At 53.4% G+C, this 18919-nt stretch carries 14 protein-coding genes; 12 read left to right on the forward strand and 2 right to left on the reverse strand.

Annotated elements, in window-relative coordinates; all coding sequences use genetic code 11:
* Positions 1 to 9: 9 nt before the first annotated feature.
* Positions 10 to 1443, reverse strand: a complete 1434-nt coding sequence (gene ccoN, locus LGT44_RS01450) for a cytochrome-c oxidase, cbb3-type subunit I (RefSeq protein ID WP_145468273.1) — start codon at positions 1441 to 1443, stop codon at positions 10 to 12.
* 371 nt (positions 1444 to 1814) lie between these two features.
* Between ccoN and LGT44_RS01455 the strand changes: the two genes are divergently transcribed.
* From LGT44_RS01455 to LGT44_RS01480, 6 genes are all read left to right on the forward strand, one after another.
* Positions 1815 to 2450, forward strand: coding sequence for an alpha/beta fold hydrolase (locus tag LGT44_RS01455; protein ID WP_230330926.1), 636 nt, complete (start codon positions 1815 to 1817; stop codon positions 2448 to 2450).
* A 151-nt stretch (positions 2451 to 2601) separates the two neighbouring features.
* Positions 2602 to 4965, forward strand: coding sequence for a TonB-dependent receptor domain-containing protein (locus LGT44_RS01460; RefSeq protein ID WP_230330927.1), 2364 nt, complete (start codon positions 2602 to 2604; stop codon positions 4963 to 4965).
* A 230-nt stretch (positions 4966 to 5195) separates the two neighbouring features.
* Positions 5196 to 5819, forward strand: coding sequence for a PepSY-associated TM helix domain-containing protein (locus tag LGT44_RS01465; RefSeq protein ID WP_230330928.1), 624 nt, complete (start codon positions 5196 to 5198; stop codon positions 5817 to 5819).
* Between the two features lie 10 nt (positions 5820 to 5829).
* Positions 5830 to 6369, forward strand: coding sequence for a DUF2271 domain-containing protein (locus LGT44_RS01470; RefSeq protein WP_230330929.1), 540 nt, complete (start codon positions 5830 to 5832; stop codon positions 6367 to 6369).
* A 13-nt stretch (positions 6370 to 6382) separates the two neighbouring features.
* Positions 6383 to 7210 (forward strand): DUF4198 domain-containing protein, encoded by an 828-nt coding sequence (locus tag LGT44_RS01475; RefSeq protein WP_230330930.1) that lies wholly within the window; start codon positions 6383 to 6385, stop codon positions 7208 to 7210.
* A 2-nt stretch (positions 7211 to 7212) separates the two neighbouring features.
* On the forward strand, positions 7213 to 8595 hold the full coding sequence (locus LGT44_RS01480) for a sulfite reductase subunit alpha (RefSeq protein ID WP_230330931.1): 1383 nt from the start codon (positions 7213 to 7215) through the stop codon (positions 8593 to 8595).
* Between the two features lie 554 nt (positions 8596 to 9149).
* Here the strand turns inward: LGT44_RS01480 and LGT44_RS01485 are convergent.
* A complete protein-coding gene (locus LGT44_RS01485) occupies positions 9150 to 9431 on the reverse strand; it encodes an antibiotic biosynthesis monooxygenase family protein (RefSeq protein ID WP_145468287.1) in 282 nt (93 codons plus the stop codon).
* Between the two features lie 112 nt (positions 9432 to 9543).
* Between LGT44_RS01485 and LGT44_RS01490 the strand changes: the two genes are divergently transcribed.
* The 6 genes from LGT44_RS01490 to LGT44_RS01515 all read left to right on the forward strand — a co-directional run bounded on the left by LGT44_RS01490 (position 9544) and on the right by LGT44_RS01515 (position 18910).
* A complete protein-coding gene (locus LGT44_RS01490; RefSeq protein WP_230330932.1) occupies positions 9544 to 10290 on the forward strand; it encodes an SDR family NAD(P)-dependent oxidoreductase in 747 nt (248 codons plus the stop codon).
* A gap of 310 nt (positions 10291 to 10600) precedes the next feature.
* Positions 10601 to 12319: a class I SAM-dependent DNA methyltransferase gene (locus tag LGT44_RS01495; RefSeq protein WP_230330933.1), complete on the forward strand. Its 1719-nt coding sequence runs from the start codon at positions 10601 to 10603 to the stop codon at positions 12317 to 12319.
* The gene (locus LGT44_RS01500; RefSeq protein ID WP_230330934.1) at positions 12309 to 13955 is read left to right on the forward strand and encodes a restriction endonuclease subunit S; all 1647 of its coding nucleotides are present in this window, start codon (positions 12309 to 12311) and stop codon (positions 13953 to 13955) included. The genes LGT44_RS01495 and LGT44_RS01500 overlap by 11 nt, the downstream gene beginning before the upstream one ends.
* A complete protein-coding gene (locus LGT44_RS01505) occupies positions 13948 to 15078 on the forward strand; it encodes a DUF4268 domain-containing protein (RefSeq protein ID WP_230330935.1) in 1131 nt (376 codons plus the stop codon). Before LGT44_RS01500 ends, LGT44_RS01505 begins: the two co-directional genes overlap by 8 nt.
* A gap of 13 nt (positions 15079 to 15091) precedes the next feature.
* Entirely contained in the window at positions 15092 to 15619 is a 528-nt protein-coding gene (locus LGT44_RS01510) for a hypothetical protein (protein ID WP_230330936.1), read from the forward strand.
* Between the two features lie 96 nt (positions 15620 to 15715).
* Entirely contained in the window at positions 15716 to 18910 is a 3195-nt protein-coding gene (locus tag LGT44_RS01515; protein WP_230330937.1) for a type I restriction endonuclease subunit R, read from the forward strand.
* Positions 18911 to 18919: the final 9 nt, after the last annotated feature.

Raw genomic sequence — 18919 nt, forward strand, 5'->3', positions numbered from 1 at the left:
CAGTACTCCTTAAGCCTGTGCTGCGACTGCGTTGCCAGCTTCTTTCTTGGCCGCGCGAACAGTCATGAACACGTTGTAAGCCATGATCAGCATACCGGTCAGGAACAGTGCGCCACCCAGTACACGAACCACATAGCCGCCATGAGAGGCTTCTACGGATTCAACGAAGCTGTAGGTCAGGGTGCCGTCAGCGTTAACTGCACGCCACATCAGACCCTGCATGATGCCGTTTACCCACATCGCAGCGATGTACAGTACGGTACCAATGGTGGACAGCCAGAAGTGAACGTTGATCAGTTTGATGGAGTGCATGTCACCGGCTTTGCGGCCGAACATGATTGGGATCAGGTGGTACAGAGCACCGATAGATACCATGGCAACCCAGCCCAGAGCACCGGAGTGAACGTGACCAATGGTCCAGTCAGTGTTGTGAGACAGCGCGTTTACGGTCTTGATCGACATCATCGGGCCTTCGAAGGTAGACATACCGTAGAAAGACAGAGATACAACCAGGAAGCGCAGGATAGGGTCGTTACGCAGTTTGTGCCATGCACCAGACAGCGTCATCATACCGTTGATCATACCGCCCCAGCTTGGTGCCAGCAGGATCAGAGACATAACCATACCGGAAGTCTGAGCCCAGTCAGGCAGAGCAGAGTAGTGCAGGTGGTGAGCACCGGCCCATACGTAGATAGAGATCAGGGCCCAGAAGTGCACGATGGACAGACGGTAAGAGTAAACCGGACGGCCAGCCTGCTTAGGCACGAAGTAGTACATAATCCCCAGGAAGCCTGCAGTCAGGAAGAAACCTACCGCGTTATGGCCCCACCACCACTGGATCATGGCATCAATAGTACCGGCCCAGATGGAGTAAGATTTGGTCAGGGATACCGGTACGGCCAGGTTGTTACCCACGTACAGGATCGCAATCATGATCATGAAGGCTGCGAAGAACCAGTTGGCAACATAGATGTGGCTTTCTTTACGGATAGCCAGCGTGCCGAGGAAGTTCACAACATAAGAAACCCATACCAGAGTTACCAGAATATCGATTGGCCATTCCAGCTCAGCGTATTCCTTGGTAGAGGTCAGACCCATTGGCAGAGTAATAGCCGCTGCAACGATCACGGCATTCCAGCCCCAGAAGGTGAAGCTTGCCAGTGTGTCTGAGAACAGACGCGTACGGCAGGTGCGCTGCACAATGTAGTAAGAAGTTGCAAACAGTGCAGAACCACCGAAAGCAAAAATAACCGCATTGGTGTGCAGCGGACGTAAACGACCGAAAGACAGCCAAGGCGTATCAAAGTTCAGTGCAGGCCAAGCCAGCTGGGCAGCGATAAGTACACCGACCGCCATGCCAACAATGCCCCAAACTACGGTCATGATGGCAAATTGTCTTACCACCTTGTAGTTGTACTCGGGATGGTCAAATGCTGTGCTCATGATCAGATTCCATTTAACAGCGAGGATTGAGGGTTAAAAAAATCGGCGCAATTATGGTGTTTGATGCTGTTATTTGCAATCAAACACCGGAAAAACACCAGATTTTACAGCAGGTTATCCTGCTTTTATGGAGCTTATGAACAGCTAACTGAGAACGTCTCTCACCATCGTGCTGATGGTTTGCTCCAGCAAACAGCCCACACTCTCTGCCGCTACAGAATAGCTGTAAGTTATCCTGATAACGGTTGAGCAAATCATAAGGAAGTGGCAACCGTGAATCTTGATATAGCGCAAGAAGCACTGGGGACGGGAAATACAATTGCAAGTCATGCGACAATTTTCCCTGAAGGCCATGTCTGAACGGAATTTAAATGAACAAAAAATACACAGAAAATGGTAATTCGCGTGATCCGTTATTTATTTTCGCCCATGGCGCCGGTGCCGGCAGTGACAGCGAATTTATGCAACGGATGGCAGAATTGATTGCCGCGCAGGAAATCTATGTCGTGCGTTTTGATTTTCCTTATATGGAACAGCGCGCCATCGATGGTAAACGCCGCCCGCCACAGCGTATGCCGGCACTGCTGGACGATTACCGCGCATTAATCCGCCAGTTGGATCGTCCTTGTATCATTGGCGGAAAATCCATGGGCGGGCGGGTTGCTTCTTTATTAATGCAGGACGCAGAGAAAAATGCCGGCACCGATATCCGCGGTTGCGCCTGTCTGGGGTATCCGTTTCATCCGCCGGGTAAACCTGAGTCGCTGCGCACAGATCATCTGCAACAGTTGCAGCAACCTCTGCTGATTGTGCAGGGCACGCGTGACGCATTGGGCGATAAAGAAGAAGTGGACGGCTATGCCCTTGATGCTGCACTGCAGTTGTTGTGGCTGGAAGACGGCGACCATGACTTAAAACCGCGTAAAAAATCCGGCTATAGCCATGAGCAGCATATGCAGCACGCTGCGGCAGCGGTGGCGGCCTTTGTTCGTTCCCGGGTGCAATAACCGGCCAGACAATACAAATGAGATTTAATTTCTTATCTAAATAAAAACTATTCGTAAATGTGTTTTGTTCTTGTTAGCATGCCGGCGTTTTTGATGGGCTTGTCAGAAAAGCCTGATTTATGACCAGCATGTTTTAACAGGGGATAGCACAATGATCAGACCGACTCTCTGGCGCCAGGCCGTTTTGCCAGCCGCGATTGCCTTGGCCGGTTTTTCTGCGCAAGCGGAACAGGCAGAAAAAAATCCGGTAGACCTCAGCAAAATGGTGGTATCAGCCGCTGGTTTTGAGCAGAAGGTCGTTGAAGCACCGGCCAGTATTTCTGTGATTACTCAGGAAGATCTGCGCTCCCGTCCTTATATGACTCTGCTGGATGCCGTGCGCGAACTGGAAGGTGTGGATATTGGTGAAACCCGCGATAAAACCGGCCAGGGTTCGGTCAGTATCCGTGGCATGGGAGCGGATTACACCCTGCTGCTGATCGATGGCCGCCGCCAGAACAACCATGGCGATATTTACCCGAATAATTTCGGTGGTAATCAGTTCAACCATGTTCCGCCACTGGATGCGATTGAACGTATCGAAGTTATCCGAGGCCCGGCTTCAACCCTCTATGGTGCCGATGCGCTGGGTGGTGTGATTAACATCATTACCAAAAAAGTTACCGATGAATGGGCGGGTTCTGTCACTCTCGGCCGTTCATTCCAGGAGCAGGACGAATACGGTAATGACACCACCGCCGATTTCAGCCTGATGGGGCCGGTGATCAAAGATGTACTGGGTGTTGAGCTGCGCGGCAGTTTTTATCAGCGCGATGCGTCAGAGCCTGAATATGAAGATGCAACCGACCCGGCTGGTGTCAGCCACACCCGCACTCTGGGCTTTGGTTCCGGTGGTAAAACCACCGATAACACCAACACCAATCTGGGTTTTGGCGTGAACTGGAAACCGGCCGCCAATCAGACCCTGACGCTGGATATTGATCAGTCAAAACAGACCTACGACAACAAACCACTGGCGGATGGCAGCTTCCCGCTGGGCACCGTCGACAGCATCGACACCATCTGGCGTGTGCGCGGTGGTCAGGTGCAGCCGCGGGTCGGTTATGCCAAAGATCAGGAATTCACCCGTGACCAGTGGGCCATTGCCCATGAAGGCGAATGGTCCTTCGGCAGCAGTTGGGTGTCGCTGCAGCATATTTCTACCGCCAACAAAGGCCGTACTGTGCCTTTCTCGGTGGCTGAGCGTGAACTGCTGCAACAGATGTACGACGGCACCGGTGCTTATGCCGGCCTGAGCGAAGATGAGCGCAAAACCATCGCGCAAAACACCTTCCTGCCGCGCCCGAAACGCACCATGGAAAGCAGCCAGTACACCCTGGATGCCAAAGTCGATATGCCGGTCAACGATTTCTATGGTCACCACCAGGTCGTGGTTGGCGGTCAGGTGATTGTTGCTGAGCTGGAAGACGGAGTCTTTGGTCTGGAAGGCGGTGACGCCGGCAGTGAAACCTCCGACTTCACCATGTACTCGCTGTTTGCTGAAAATAACTGGTCGATGCTGAATGATTTCACCCTGACCACCGGTGTGCGTTATGACAACCACGATGTCTTCGGCAGCAATGTCAGCCCGCGCCTGTACGGTGTATACAACCTCGATCTGAGCTGGACAGTCAAAGGTGGCGTATCGACTGGTTATAAAACCCCGAAAACCACCGACTTGTTTAACGGCATCACCGGTTTTGGCGGGCAGGGCACCAGTCCGTTTGCCGGTAACCCGGATCTGGAGCCGGAGAAAAGCGTCAACAGCGAGTTGGCGCTCTACTGGGAGGCGACCGAAGGTGGCCATAACTTCAATATCACCGCCTTCCATAACAAGTTCAAAGATAAGATCGCCAGCGGCGACCGGGTACCAACCTGTGCCAGCACCAACGGCGCCAAGCCGTGTGTGAATCTGGGTGAGTACGAAACGCTGAACTACACCACCTACAGCCAGAAAATCAATATCGACGAAGCGCTGGTGCGCGGCGCTGAAGTAGCGGCCCGCTGGCAAATGAGTGAAGCGCTGTCATTGCGTGCCAACTACACCTACACCGACAGCAAACAGCTGTCCGGTAATGAACAAGGCCAGCCACTGACCAACAGTGCCAAGCACATGTCGAACCTGACGCTGGGCTGGGACATCAGCGACAAAGCCAACGTTTATCTGACCAGCGAAACCCGCTCGTCACGTTTCCGTGATGTGGATGAAGACGGCAACGCGCTGTACTTCAAAAACTACAACGTACTGCACCTCGGTGCGTCGTATGAAATCAGCGCCAACCTGAGCGTTAACGGCCGTATCAATAACCTGCTGGACGAAGACTTCACCACTTATCAGACCCGTTTTCAGGATGGGGTTGAGGGTGATGCCGCCGACGGTGATTACGATGACGACGGTGAAATCACCTACATCGACGATTACAACAACAAAGACAAACGCCGCAACCTGTGGCTGGGCGTGAACTACCGCTTCTGATGCTGTTGCCGCCACCACCTGCGTAAGCACACGGCCCCATTCGGGGCCGTATGCTTGTGCCGTTGTTTGTTTCGCTGGCTTCTGGGCGCAGCCGGGAAGTAAGAAATCTTATTAAGTGATAAGTGAATAGAAATGTAAATTTGCTAATGCTAATTGTTCGTATTTGCGGCTTTACTGCTAGAATGCTGCCCATCTAACGCCGTCTGAGCCCTGCCTGTGAAGTATCCCGGATGATCCGATCTTTATCTGCCCGCCTGCCTGTATCGGGCATCGTTTTTGGCAGCCTGCGCCAGTGGCACTGGATCAGCTCCGCCCTCTGTCTGGTGGGCATGATTCTGTTTGCCTTTACCGGCATCACGTTAAACCACGCGGCGGACATCAAGGCTGAACCGGTGACGGTAACGCTGGAAACCGAGCTGTCTGCCACCTTGCTGAAAACCCTGTCCGGGCGCAGCGCCGGGCCGTTACCGCTGGCGCTGCGCCAGTGGCTGCTGCAGGAACACGGCATCAGCGTGCCTGCGGCGGACGCCGAATGGCAGGGCAATGAAGTGTATCTGGGCATGCCCAGACCCGGCGGTGATGCCTGGCTGAGCATTGAAACCGACAGCGGAGTGCTGCTTTACGAACGCACCGAACGCGGCTGGATTTCGTACCTGAACGACCTGCATAAAGGCCGCAATACCGGCCCTCTGTGGTCATGGTTTATCGATATTTTTTCGCTGCTGTGTCTGGTTTTCTCACTCAGCGGTTTATGGCTGCTGGTGCGTTACGCCCGCCAGCGCCCATCCACCTGGCCGTTGGTGGCACTGGGCGTGGTTATCCCGCTGCTGATCATTATTTTGAGCGTGCATTAAAGGAATGAATATGAAGAACCCGATACCGCGTTCGCTGCTGCCGGCGTTGCTGCTGGCCGCAACACGATGCGTGAGTGTGCAATCGGCAAGCGCCGCCGAGCTGAGCCTCGCGGTCGAAATACCGCAACTGAACGTCGCTGAATATCACAAACCCTATGTTGCCATCTGGATTGAAAACAACAGCACCAGAGCCGTCACCAATCTGGCCGTTTGGTACGACGCAGAAATGCGCAATAACGAAGGCGAAAAATGGCTGAAAGATATGCGCCAGTGGTGGCGTCGCAGCGGCCGCACACTGCAGATGCCGGTGGATGGTGTTACCGGCGCGACCAAGGGGCCGGGTCAGCATCATCTGCAATTCCACTTCGGCACCGCGCCTCTGAATGAACTGGCCGGAGGTGATTACACCCTGCGGGTAGAAGCCGCGCGTGAAGTGGGCGGGCGCGAAGTGGTCGATATTCCGTTCAGCTGGCCGCTAACCCAAACCGCTACTTTCACCGCCAGCGGCAGCACCGAGCTGGGTGCTGTGGCTGTAAGCATTAAACCCTGAACAGGACACCAACATGTTGAATAAAACCCCATTCAAACCATTCTTTGTCGCCGCGTTGGTGCTGGGCAGTGTGGCCGTACAGGCACACCGCGCCTGGATCGTACCGCAGGAAACCGTACTGTCCGGCGAAAACCGCTGGGTCAGTTTTGATGCGGCGGTTTCCAACGATATTTTTCTCGCCAACTACAACCCCGGCCGCTTCGTTGGCGTGCAGGTCATTAACCCCGACGGCAGCGCCGGTCAGGTTGAAAATCTGCACACCGGCAAATACCGCAGCGTGTTTGATCTGCCGTTAACACAGGAAGGCACCTATCGCCTGTTTATCGCCTCATCCGGTCTGCGTGCCTTATGGGAAGAAGACGGGCAGCGCCGCATGTATCCGGGCCGTGGTGAGCAATACAGCGCCGAAGGTTTTGCCAAAGCTGTCCCGGAAAACGCCGACAAATTAGTGGTATCGCAGGCCTCCCGCCGCATGGAAACCTTTGTCACCCTGGGCGCGCCAAGCCGCAACGCACTGGCAGTCAGCGGGCAGGGACTGGAGCTGTTGGCCGTCACGCATCCGAACGATCTGTTTGCCGGTGAAGAGGCCAGCTTCCGTTTTCTGATCGACGGTGAAGCCGCGCAGGGCGCCGACGTTACCCTGATCCGCGAAGGCACCCGCTACCGCAATGCGCAGGAAGCAATCACCCTCAAAACCAACAGCAAGGGTGAAATCACCGTACGCTGGAACGGTGCCGGACGTTACTTTCTGGAAGCCGAATACAAAGACAATAAAGCGCAAAAACCGGCCACCGAACGCAGCGGCAGCTATGTGGCCGTGCTTGAGGTTCTGCCGGACTGATCATGATCTCTCTGCAACCCTGGGGGCAGGCCAGCCTGCTGATACTTGGCTGGTGCCTGCTCGCCCTCTGGTGTTTTCGCGCTTCCCTGCGGCAGCGCTGGCATAACCGCTGCGCTGCTCATCCTGATTTGCCTGTAACCCTTGTTGCCTATGCCAGCGAAGGCGGCACGGCTGCCGCACTGGCCGGGGATTTAGCGCAGCAGTTAGAGCAGGGTGGTGAGGCAGTTAGCCTGCTGCCTCTTAACCAGCTGAGCCGGCAGCAACTGGCCATCAGCCGTCGCTTACTGATCATTGCCAGCACCTGTGGCGATGGTGAAGCGCCGGCCAACGGCCAGCATTTTCTCCGCCGTCTGCAGCACAGTCAGCGGCAGGGCCAGCATGTTGTGCAGGATGTACGCTACGCGGTGCTGGCGCTGGGCGACGACGACTACCCACAGTTCTGCGCTTTTGGTCTGCAGCTGCACAAACAGCTGCAACAGGCCGGTGCGCAGCCGATGTTTGCGCCACTGTGCGTGAATCGTCTTGAGCGCCAGTCTCTTGAGCAATGGCAGCAGCAACTGGCAGAACAGGGATTCACCCTGACGGGCGCTGTAGCAGACAGTCACGCCGCAACAGAAGAGCTGACGCTGGAGCAACGGCTGTGGTTAAACCCCGGCAGTCCGGGAGCTGCTTTGTATGAACTGCATCTGAGTAAGCCGCAACACAGCCACTGGCAGGCCGGAGATATTGCCCGCTTATGGCTGGCCGGCCGTTACCGCGACTACAGCATTGCCAGCCTGCCAGAAGAGAATCATCTGCGCCTGCTGGTGCGTGAACAGCACCACGATAACGGCGAACCCGGACTGGGCTCCGGCTGGTTGTGCCAGCAATGGCAGCCCGGCAGCACAAGCCGGTTCAGCGTACGCAGTAACCCTGCTTTTCATGCACCGTCAACGGCTGTACCACTGATACTGATCGGCAATGGCACCGGCCTGGCCGGACTGCGTGCCCACCTTAAACAGCGCAGCCTGCAAAACTCACAAGCCCCTTGCTGGTTGCTGTTTGGTGAACGCAGCCCGGAACATGACCGCATCTGGCAGCAGGAACTCGACCACTGGTATCAGAGTGGCGTACTCACCGAACTCGACCGCTGTTACTCGCGCGCCTCCGGCGCTGCAGAACTGCCCGCGCTGTGTGGACGAAGCCACCGCGGCTATGTGCAACATGCGCTGCAGCGTGAACAAAAACGCCTGCGGCAATGGCTGAAACAAGGCGCAGCGATTTATATCTGCGGCAGTCGTGATGGCATGGCCAGCGATATCGACCAGCTGCTGCAACAATGGCTCGGTAAACGTGCAATAGAGCGCCTGCAACAGCAGGGGCGTTACCGTAAAGACGTCTATTGAACATAGTTAAAACCCTATTGTTTGTGGGAACGGCATTTTGCCGCGATGACCAACATCCAACATCACGACTGAAAGTCGTTCCCACAGATGTCATTCCCCAGGCATCGGAATTATTGGAGTGGGAGCGGCATTTTGCCGCGATCGCAAACCGCCCGCGAAATGAAACGCCGCGCATATCTGAAAATGTCGCCTTTCCCGTAGGAGCGGGCCATGCCCGCGAAATGAAACGCCGCGTATATCTGAAAATGTCGCCATTCCCGTAGGAGCGGGCCATGCCCGCGAAATTACTGCAGCGGGAACGGCATTTTTGCCGTCATAACTAACATCACGACTGAAAGTCGTTCCCACAGGTGTTATTCCACAAAGGTCATTCGCCGCGTCATCTCACTCGCTTCATTCCTCAAAAATTCTCGCTTTCGCAGAGTGCGGCTTTTAAAACAACAACGCCTAAAACAACAATGCCCGCCCTGAAAACAGGGCGGGCATTGCTGGTTGCTCTCTGTGTCACTGCTGGCTGTCAGGCCAGGCATGTCAGAACAAAAACAGATCGTTCATTACACCGTCAGCAGGGTAATTTTCTCTTCATCCACCAGGATCGGTTTAATCGCCGCCAGCAGTGCCGCGCGCTGCTCGGTATGCTTCCACATATCCCACGCCTGTTCGCTCTGCCAGGTGGTGATAATCACCCGGTGGGCGCTGTTTTTCATATCGATATAGTTAACACCGGAGGTATAGCCCGGTGCTTCAACCATCGTGCGCAGCATGGTTTTCATAATCTGCTCATAGGTAGATTCCATACCCTCGGCAATATTGCGCTCGATAATCACCTTAATCATGCGGATGTTCCTTACTCTGTTTGTCTGTTTCCAATAAGGTAGAGTCGCTGCCGGTTGAATGCAATGCAGCAGCCCGCTTTAAACCGCAAAAAGAAATAAAAAAGGACATAACATGCGCACATTGTGGATTGCCGGTAGCGGCAGCGAAATTGCCAAAGCCTTAATTGAGCGCTGGCAGAGCCAGAATCAGGGCCAGAGTCAGGGCCAGGCACAACACCAGACCGCCCAGACCGTGCGCTTGATCAGCAGTGGTCGCGGGCCAGACTCCGCCGCCAGCGCCCATTGCCAGACCGATACCCGCGAGCCGCACAGCGTGGCCGAGCTGCAGGCCTTTATCCGCCGTGAAGGCACACCCGATGCTGTGATCGTCTGCAACGGCATACTCCATAACCAGCAAAACGGCCCGGAAAAATCCCTGCAAGAACTCAGTGCCGACTGGCTGCAGCACAGTCTGCAAAGCAACGTGATAAGCCATATTCACACCGCTCAGGCACTGGCTCCCTTTATTAAACGCGACAGCCAGCTGCGCTGGTTATCGTTATCGGCGATGGTCGGCAGCATCAGCGACAACCAGCTGGGCGGCTGGTACAGCTACCGCATGAGCAAAGCCGCGCTCAATATGTTTATAAAAAACCTCAGCATAGAATGGCAGCGCAAAGCGCCGAACTGCCTGGTTGCCGCCGTACACCCCGGCACCACCAACACCAGCCTGTCGGCACCGTTTCAGCAGAATATCGCCGCCGGCAAACTCTACACCCCGCAACAAACCGCGCAGCGCATCAGCGACGTATTGCTTAATTTACAACCAGAGCAGCACGGCCACCTGCTGCACTGGGATGGCCACGTGCTGCCGTACTGACAGCGGCTGTACGTTGGTACGGATATTTACTAATCACAAAAAAGTTATTATCGTCGCGACTGGTCAAAAAAAGACAACACTGCTGTCAGGGAAGGCTTTGTTTTATCTGCATATCCCTTCCTCCGGTCTTTCCTCAGTTTACCCGGCCTGTACCCAGTTTTGGCGTGGCAGGCTGCAGCGGTAGGCACTGAGAAAACAGCCGTTATAATCCGCCACCATGCTGCCGCAGAGTTTTATTGCTACAGCAAAGCAGTAGTGGCACTTAATCCGGTCGTGATTTACCGACCTTATAAACGCTGACGAGACAGACATGACCCATCAGGAAGAACAGAAATTTCTCAACGAGCTGGAAAAGAAGCTCTGGACCGCCGCCGACAAGCTGCGCTCCACCCTCGATGCCGCCCAATACAAACACGCCGTACTTGGCATCATCTTCCTTAAATATGTATCCGATGCTTTCGACACCCGGCGCAACGAACTCAAAGCCCAGTTTCTGACCCCGGATCACGAATACTTCCTTAATCCCGACGACTTTGGCGGTGCGGAAAACCCTGAATATGCCGAAGAAGTGGCCATCGAGCTGGAACAGCGCGACTACTACCAGGAAGCCAATGTCTTCTGGGTGCCACAGGAAGCACGCTGGCATTTCCTGCAGGACAACAACAAAACCGTCATCGGTGGCGAGCTGGATGTCGATGGTAAACGCATCCGCAGCGTCGGCATGCTCATCGACAACGCGCTGGAAGCCATCGAACGCGACAACCCCAAACTCAAAGGTGTACTCAACAAGCGCTACACCCAATTACAGATCGACCAGGCCAAACTGGCCGAACTCATCGACTTGATTGCGACTATTCCTTTCACCGGAGCAGGCTTAAACAGCAAAGATATTCTTGGCCATATCTACGAATACTTTTTAGGTCAGTTCGCCTTGGCCGAAGGCAAAAAGGGCGGTCAGTTCTACACGCCCAAATCCATCGTGTCGCTCATCGTCGAAATGCTCGAACCCTTTAAAGGCCGCGTGTACGACCCGGCCATGGGTAGCGGCGGATTTTTTGTACAATCCGAAAAATTCATCCGCGAACACGCCGGCAAAGTGGGCGATATTTCCATTTACGGGCAGGAATACAACCATACCACCTGGCAGCTGGCCGCCATGAACATGGCCATCCGTGGGCTGGATTTTAACTTCGGCAAAGAACCCGCCAGCACCTACACCAACGACCAGCACCCCGATTTACGCGCCGATTTTGTTATGGCCAACCCGCCATTCAACATGAAAGAGTGGGACGCAGGCGTAAGCGACCACGACCCGCGCTGGCAATACGGCCGCCCGCCCAGCGGCAACGCCAACTTCGCCTGGCTGCAACACATGCTCTGGCATTTAGCTCCTAACGGCAGCCTTGGCCTGTTACTCGCCAACGGCTCCATGAGCTCCAACACCAACAACGAAGGCGCTATTCGTAAACGCCTTATTGAAGAAGATTTGGTGGAGTGCATGGTGGCGCTGCCCGGCCAGTTATTCACCAACACCCAGATACCCGCCTGCATCTGGTTTTTAACCAAAAACAAACAGGCCCGCGTATCCGCCTCTGGTCGCCAGTTACGCAAACGCGAAAATGAAGTACTGTTTATTGATGCGCGCAATCTGGGCTATATGAAAGACCGCGTACTGCGCGATTTTACGGCGGAGGATATTGCCAGGATTACCGAGACGTTTCATGCGTGGCAGACCGTTGGCTTGCAAGACGCTGGACGGGAGACGGGAGACGCCGAACAGGATAAGGGCAACGCCTACGCGGATATTCCCGGCTTCTGCAAAGCGGTGAAACTCGATGAAATCCACAAGCACGATTATGTGCTCACACCCGGCCGTTATGTCGGTGCCGAAGAACAGGAAGACGACGGCGAACCCTTTGCCGACAAAATGGCCCGCTTAACCCAGCAGCTGGGAGAACAGTTTGCCGAAAGCGCCCGCTTGGAAGCTGAGATTAAAAAGAATCTGGCGGGGTTGGGTTATGGTGAGTAAGTGGACTCAAGTTCGATTAGATTCAGTTGCCGTACTTAGGAATGGCGCAGGAATAAAACAGGATTTCTTTAGTGAATCAGGTATTCCTCTGGCGCGTGTTTCTGATTTTACTCAGGATTCAATAGATTTATCCGCGTGTAAAAAAGTAGAATCTAGTCACGCTGCATGTTGGAAATCTCATGTTTTAAAAGAAGGTAATGTAGTAGTCGCGACAGTGGGCTCGTGGCCCCCTAATTGGACATCTGTTGTTGGCAAAGTTGTTAGAGTACCCTTTGGAGCATCCGGAGCTCTGCAGAATCAGAATACATGTTGTGTTCTGCCGTTATCCGATTTTCTGAACCAAGAATTTCTATTTTATCGATTGAAGCTTGAAGATTTTGCATTGTATGCAGCGAACAATGCGGGAGGCAGTGCTAATCAGGCTCGATTACCTATAAAAAAGTTAGGCGAATTTCAATTCTTGTTACCGTCATTGGTTGAACAAAGACTCATTTCTTCTGTACTTTCAGCTCTTGATCGGAAAGTTGATTTAAACCGCCAGATCAACCAAACCCTCGAACAAATGGCGCAGGCCATTTTCCAGTCTTGGTTTGTCGATTTCGACCCGGTAAAAGCCAAAATTAGTGCCCGAGAAAACTGGCTGACCCGGCAGGCAGATCAGGCCCAGCCGCACGCCGATGCGCCGCCATTCGAGGCAGCGGCCAGCGCTGCTCAACCGTTCGCCCAGGTTAGCAATCAGGCCTCCAACCAAGCTGCTAAAAAGGCCAGTAACGAAACCGCCGCCGACGCCGCGCAATCTCCGGCAGCACAATTCCCGGCAGTGCTATCGCCTGCAGAGCAGGCCGACCTTGAAATCTTTATAAACCGCGCTGCTATGTGCGCCATCAGCGGCAAAACCGACGCCGACCTCGACGCCATGCCCGCCGCCGACTACCAGCGCCTGTACCACACCGCCAGCCTGTTCCCCGACGAGCTGATCGAATCCGAACTCGGTGAAATCCCGAAGGGGTGGGCGATTGGAGCTATCGGAGATATGTTGGAATTCAATCCAAAGCGATCGCTGAAAAAGGGTTCCTTGGCTCCATATCTCGATATGAAAAATGTTCCGACTTCAGGGCATCTGGCGGATGAGGTTGTTTTTCGGGAAATGGGAAGTGGCTCTAAATTTATAAACGGTGATACTCTTTTAGCAAGAATAACGCCGTGCCTTGAAAATGGGAAAACTGCTTTTGTGGACTTCCTGAATGACGATGAAGTTGGCTGGGGCTCGACTGAGTTTATCGTGATTAGGCCGAAAGATGGGTATCCGTACTCACTAGGTTATCTTCTAGCCAGAGACTCTAACTTTCGGCAAGTTGCAATTCAATCAATGACAGGAACAAGTGGTCGACAAAGGGCTGATGCAAAGGCATTGGCTGAAAAAAACTGGGTCGTTTATCCCAAAGCTCTGATGATGGAGTTTGGTGCCTTTTCTGAAAGCTATTTACAGTTAGCTAAAAGGAATGGTGATCAAATCTCTACATTAACGCATTTACGTAATTCACTCCTTCCTAAGCTCCTCTCCGGCGAACTCGATATTTCTGCCTTAACTGATCTGGCGGATCACGCCGCCGAACCCGGTGCCACCCATGTATAAAATCGACCGCAGTCAGAACCGTATTCAGCCTTTGCAGCCACGCAAGTTCAGTGAACTGAACTTTACCGAGCGCCATCATCTGCAGGAGTGGCTGGCTAATGCGCCTGAGGCGCTGGGCGAAGAGCTGTTGATTATCCAGAAGGAGTTTGACGGCTTTGATGATACGCGCGAGCGTTTAGATCTGCTGGCTCTGGATAAAGACGGCAATCTGGTGATTATCGAAAATAAACTCGACGACACCGGTCGCGATGTGGTGTGGCAAACGCTGAAATACGCGTCGTATTGCTCCAGTTTAAGTAAGCTACAGATCATCGAGATTTATCAGCGCTATTTAAACCGCTATGAGGGCGGTGGTGATGCCAGCAGCCTGCTGTGTGAGTTCTTCGGTGTGGAAGATATGGAGGAACTCAAACTCAATAAGGGCAACAGTCAGCGCCTGATGATGGTGGCGGCGAATTTCCGCAAAGAAGTGACCAGCACCGCGTTATGGCTGCTGGGCTACGGTATTCAGGTGCAGTGTTTTAAAACCACGCCGTTCAGCGATGGCAACGAGCTGTATTTAAACATCGAACAGATTATCCCCACGCCGGAAGCCAAAGAACTGATGATTGGTATCTCGGCTAAAGAAGCCGAAGAGAAAAATACCGATACCGAAGTCAAGCAGCGGCATAAAGTGCGCACGGCCTTCTGGGAGCAGGCGCTGGAAGCCTTCCGCCACAGCGACTGCGCCTTGTATAACAATATCAGCCCTGGGCGGGACCACTGGCTCAGTGCCGGTTCCGGGATTTCCGGTGTGGTGTACAACATTATCTTCGCCCAGAAAGAAGCCCGTATAGAACTCTGGCTGGCCCGCACACCGGCAGAAGATAACAAAGCCCTGTTTGATATTCTGGCAGAGCAAAAAGCGGCACTGGAAACAGCCTTTGGTCAGCCGTTTAACTGGCAGCGGCTGGATGGCAAAAAATCCAGCCGGATATCGGTTGCCCAGAGCTTCGATGGCTACAACCCGGACAGCTGGCCTGCTATGAGTCAATGGCTGGTGGATAAGATGAGCCGCTTTGAACAGGTTATCAAACAACCATTGATCGATGCCTGGATTCAGGTGAAGAATAATAATCAGTAAGGGAGGATTGATTGTGTTTGAAGAAGAGTTTGAAGTTTTTAATCGGCGTTTTCACGAGTACTGTGCCAGACGCGAGGCAGTTAGGCCTTTTTCCGGTTTCAGGAGTTACATCTTTAGTAATCAGAGCCGTTTCAATCAAGAGATTTCAAGGCTGACGGTAGAGTTAAGCAACATAGAACGGGACACCACTGTTCTGGTCGCCGCGGATATTCTTGAGCGCCAGATATCCGGCGATGCAATCGCATCGTATCAGAAAGGGCTGGCTGCCCAGCCAGGGTATTCCAATGTTCGCGCAAGTTTTATTGCAGGTGTTTCAGGGATGACAGGCTTATTTTTTGGTTTATTTACATCAAAGATTTCGGAAGATCTGGGCGGTTGGCAAATGTCTTTGGTTGGCATTTTTGGCATTTTAACGCTGATGTTTTTTATTTATAAATTGAATGATGAATTAGCTAAAAGAGCTCATGTCGCAGCCTGTGCTCAGACGTTCAGCAACATATTGGACAGGTCAGTTGTTGAAAGCAGGTCGTCGACAATATAGAGGCTCTGATATTAACCTGTCAGCGATTAACCAATTTCGAAGAGTGCAGCACTGTAAGAACGTAAAGCGTTTTCATATTGCAAGGAGTGCGGAAGTTTGATCACCGAAGACCAACTGGAGCAGCTGTGCATCGACTGGTTTAAAGAAGCCGGCTACCAATACGCCTATGGACTGGACATTGCGCCGGATGGCGACACGCCGGAAAGGCGCGATTACCGCGGCGTGGTGCTGGAAGGGCGTTTATTGCAGCAGTTGCAGCGCATTAATCCGCACATTCCGCTGGCAACGCTGGAACAAGTAGTCGCGCAGGTGGCCAAGCCCGACAGCCCGGTGCTGATTAACGCCAATAAAACCTTTCATCAGTGGTTGCTGGAAGGCGTTAAGGTGGAATACCGCGACAATGGCGAAGAAAAGCACGATTACGCCCGCCTGATCGACTTTGTCAGTGTGCAAAACAACCAGTTTCTGGTGGTCAACCAGTTTTCCATTACCGGCAGCAAAGGTCTGCGTCGCCCGGATGTGGTGGTGTTTATTAACGGCCTGCCGCTGGCCGTCATTGAGCTGAAGAACCCGGCGGATAACCACGCCGATATTTTAAAAGCCTACGATCAGCTGCAAACCTATAAAGATGAAATTCCCGATCTGTTTGTTTTTAACGAAGCGCTGGTCATTTCCGATGGCTGGGATGCCCGTATAGGCACCCTTACTGCCAGCCGCGAGCGTTTTATGATCTGGCGTACGGTAAAAGACGAAAGCGATAAGCCCGCGTGGGAATACCAGCTGGAAACCCTGGTGAAGGGCTTTTTTAACCCGGAACTGCTGTTGGATTATCTGCGTTTTTTCCAGCTGTTCGAGCAGTCCGGTGACCGCACCATTAAAAAAATGGCCGGCTACCATCAGTTTCATGCGGTGCGGGCAGCGGTGCAGGCAACTTTAATCGCCGCCAACAAGCGCGCACAGGTATCGGAAGAGCGTGCCGATTATCATAAGAGGGTTGAGCCGGGTTCCGGTAAAGCGGGGGTGGTGTGGCATACGCAAGGCAGTGGTAAGTCGATTTCTATGGTGTGTTACGCGGCTAAATTGCTGGCGCAACCGGAAATGAATAATCCAACGCTGGTGGTGGTTACTGACCGCAATGATCTGGACGGCCAGTTATTCAATACCTTCAGCATGGCCGCAGATATCCTGAAACAAACCCCGGTGCAGGCCGACAGCCGCGATACACTGCGGGATATTCTTTCCAGCCGTCAGGCCGGTGGTATTGTGTTTACCACCATCCAGAAATTTGCTCTGTTGGGCGAGGAAAATACTCACCCGGTGCTCAGCAGCCGCCATAACATTGTGGTGATCAGCGACGAAGCGCACCGCAGCCAATATGGCGATAAAGCCAAATTCAATGAGAAGTCCGGCCAGTTTACCTATGGCTATTCCAAGCACCTGCGCGATGCGCTGCCGCTGGCGTCCTTTATTGGTTTTACCGGCACGCCGATCGACAGCGCCGATAAAGATACCCGCGCCGTGTTTGGCGACTATGTGTCGGTGTACGACATTCAGGATGCGGTGGAAGACGGCGCGACGGTGCCTATTTATTACGAATCGCGCCTTGCCAGGCTGGATATTAACCAGCAGGACATTGAGCAGCTGAACGCCGAAGTCGATGAAGTGCTGGAAGACGCCGGTGACGATGACGAAGGCACGGCATTACGGGAGAAAACCAAATCCAAATGGGCGGCGCTGGAAAAGCTGGTAGGCAGTAAGCCCAGAGTCGAACAGATAGCTGCTGATCTGGTGCAGCACTTTGAAACCCGCACGGCCAGCATGCCAGGCAAGGGCATGATAGTGGCCATGAGCCGTGAAATCTGTGTTGATTTATACGATGCCATCGTAGCGTTAAAGCCAGAGTGGCACGGCGCTCCATTAGGTGAACTAGCAGATCCGCATAAAGGCGCGATTAAAATTGTGATGACGGGTTCCGCTGCCGATAAAGCCAAGCTGCAACCCCATATCTACAGCAAAGACATTAAAAAGCTGTTTGAAAAACGCTTTAAAGACGTCAACGACCCGCTGCAACTGGTGATTGTGCGCGATATGTGGCTGACCGGCTTCGACGCCCCCAACTGCCACACTATGTATATCGATAAGCCGATGAAAGGCCACAACCTGATGCAGGCCATTGCCCGGGTAAACCGCGTGTTCAAAGACAAGCCGGGCGGTCTGGTGGTGGACTACATTGGCATTGCCAACGAGTTAAAGCAGGCACTGAAGACCTATACCGACTCAAAGGGGCGTGGCAAGCCGACGGTCGATACCGCAGAGGCCTTTTCCGTTTTTCTGGAAGAACTGGATAAGCTGCATGGCCTGATGCACGGCTTTGATTATTCCCGTTTCCATGAAGGTGGCACGGTTGCTCTGCGTTTATTGCCCGGTGTGATTGGCCATCTGGCCGGTCTGGTCGGCCCGGATAATAAGCTGGATGGTAAGCGGCGTTTCTTTGATGTGATGGCGCGCCTGAGTAAAGCCTTTGCGTTATGCAGTACGTTAGACGAAGCCTTGTCTTATAAAGCCGAAGTGGCTTTCTTTGCCGCCGTCAAAAAAGCCTGGATGAAAAACGCCAGTGTTGACCGGCGCATGAATGACGATGAGACAAATTCAGCGCTCAGGCAGATTATCGATAATGCCATTATTGCCGACGGCGTCGATGATATTTTCGCCATGGTTGGACTGGATAAGCCGAATATCGGCTTATTATCACCGGAGTTTCTGGAAGATGTTGCCCAGCTGGAGCAAAAAAACCTCGCCGTCGAGCTGTTGGAAAAACTGCTGAAAGACGAAGTTAAAGCCAGAATGCGTACGGATAAGGTGTCGGAGAAGAAATACTCCGACCGGATTATGGAAACCCTGCGTAAGTACCATAACCGCGCTATCGAAACCGCTCAGGTGATCGAAGAACTGATTAATATGGCACGAGATATGGCAGTCGATGCTGAATTAGCAGAGAAGTCCGGGCTTAATGCGGATGAAATCGCGTTCTACCGCGCGCTGATTCAGAACGAAGCTGCCGTGCGTGAGCTGGGTGACAACAATCTGCGTGAACTGGCTAAATTTGTAACGGCAGAGCTGCGTAAATCGGTGACGGTAGACTGGTATGAGCGTGAAAGCGTACGTGCCCGGCTGCGTAATCTTGTTCGTCGCGCTCTGCGCCGCTGGAAATACCCGCCGGATAAATCCGACGAAGCGGTTGATCTGTGCTTGCAGCAGGCCGAAGCGCTGGCGGAAGAGTGGGCGGTTTGATACTGATAG

It is taken from the genome of Thalassolituus alkanivorans (assembly GCF_020447205.1).
Lineage (GTDB): Bacteria > Pseudomonadota > Gammaproteobacteria > Pseudomonadales > Oceanobacteraceae > Venatoribacter > Venatoribacter alkanivorans.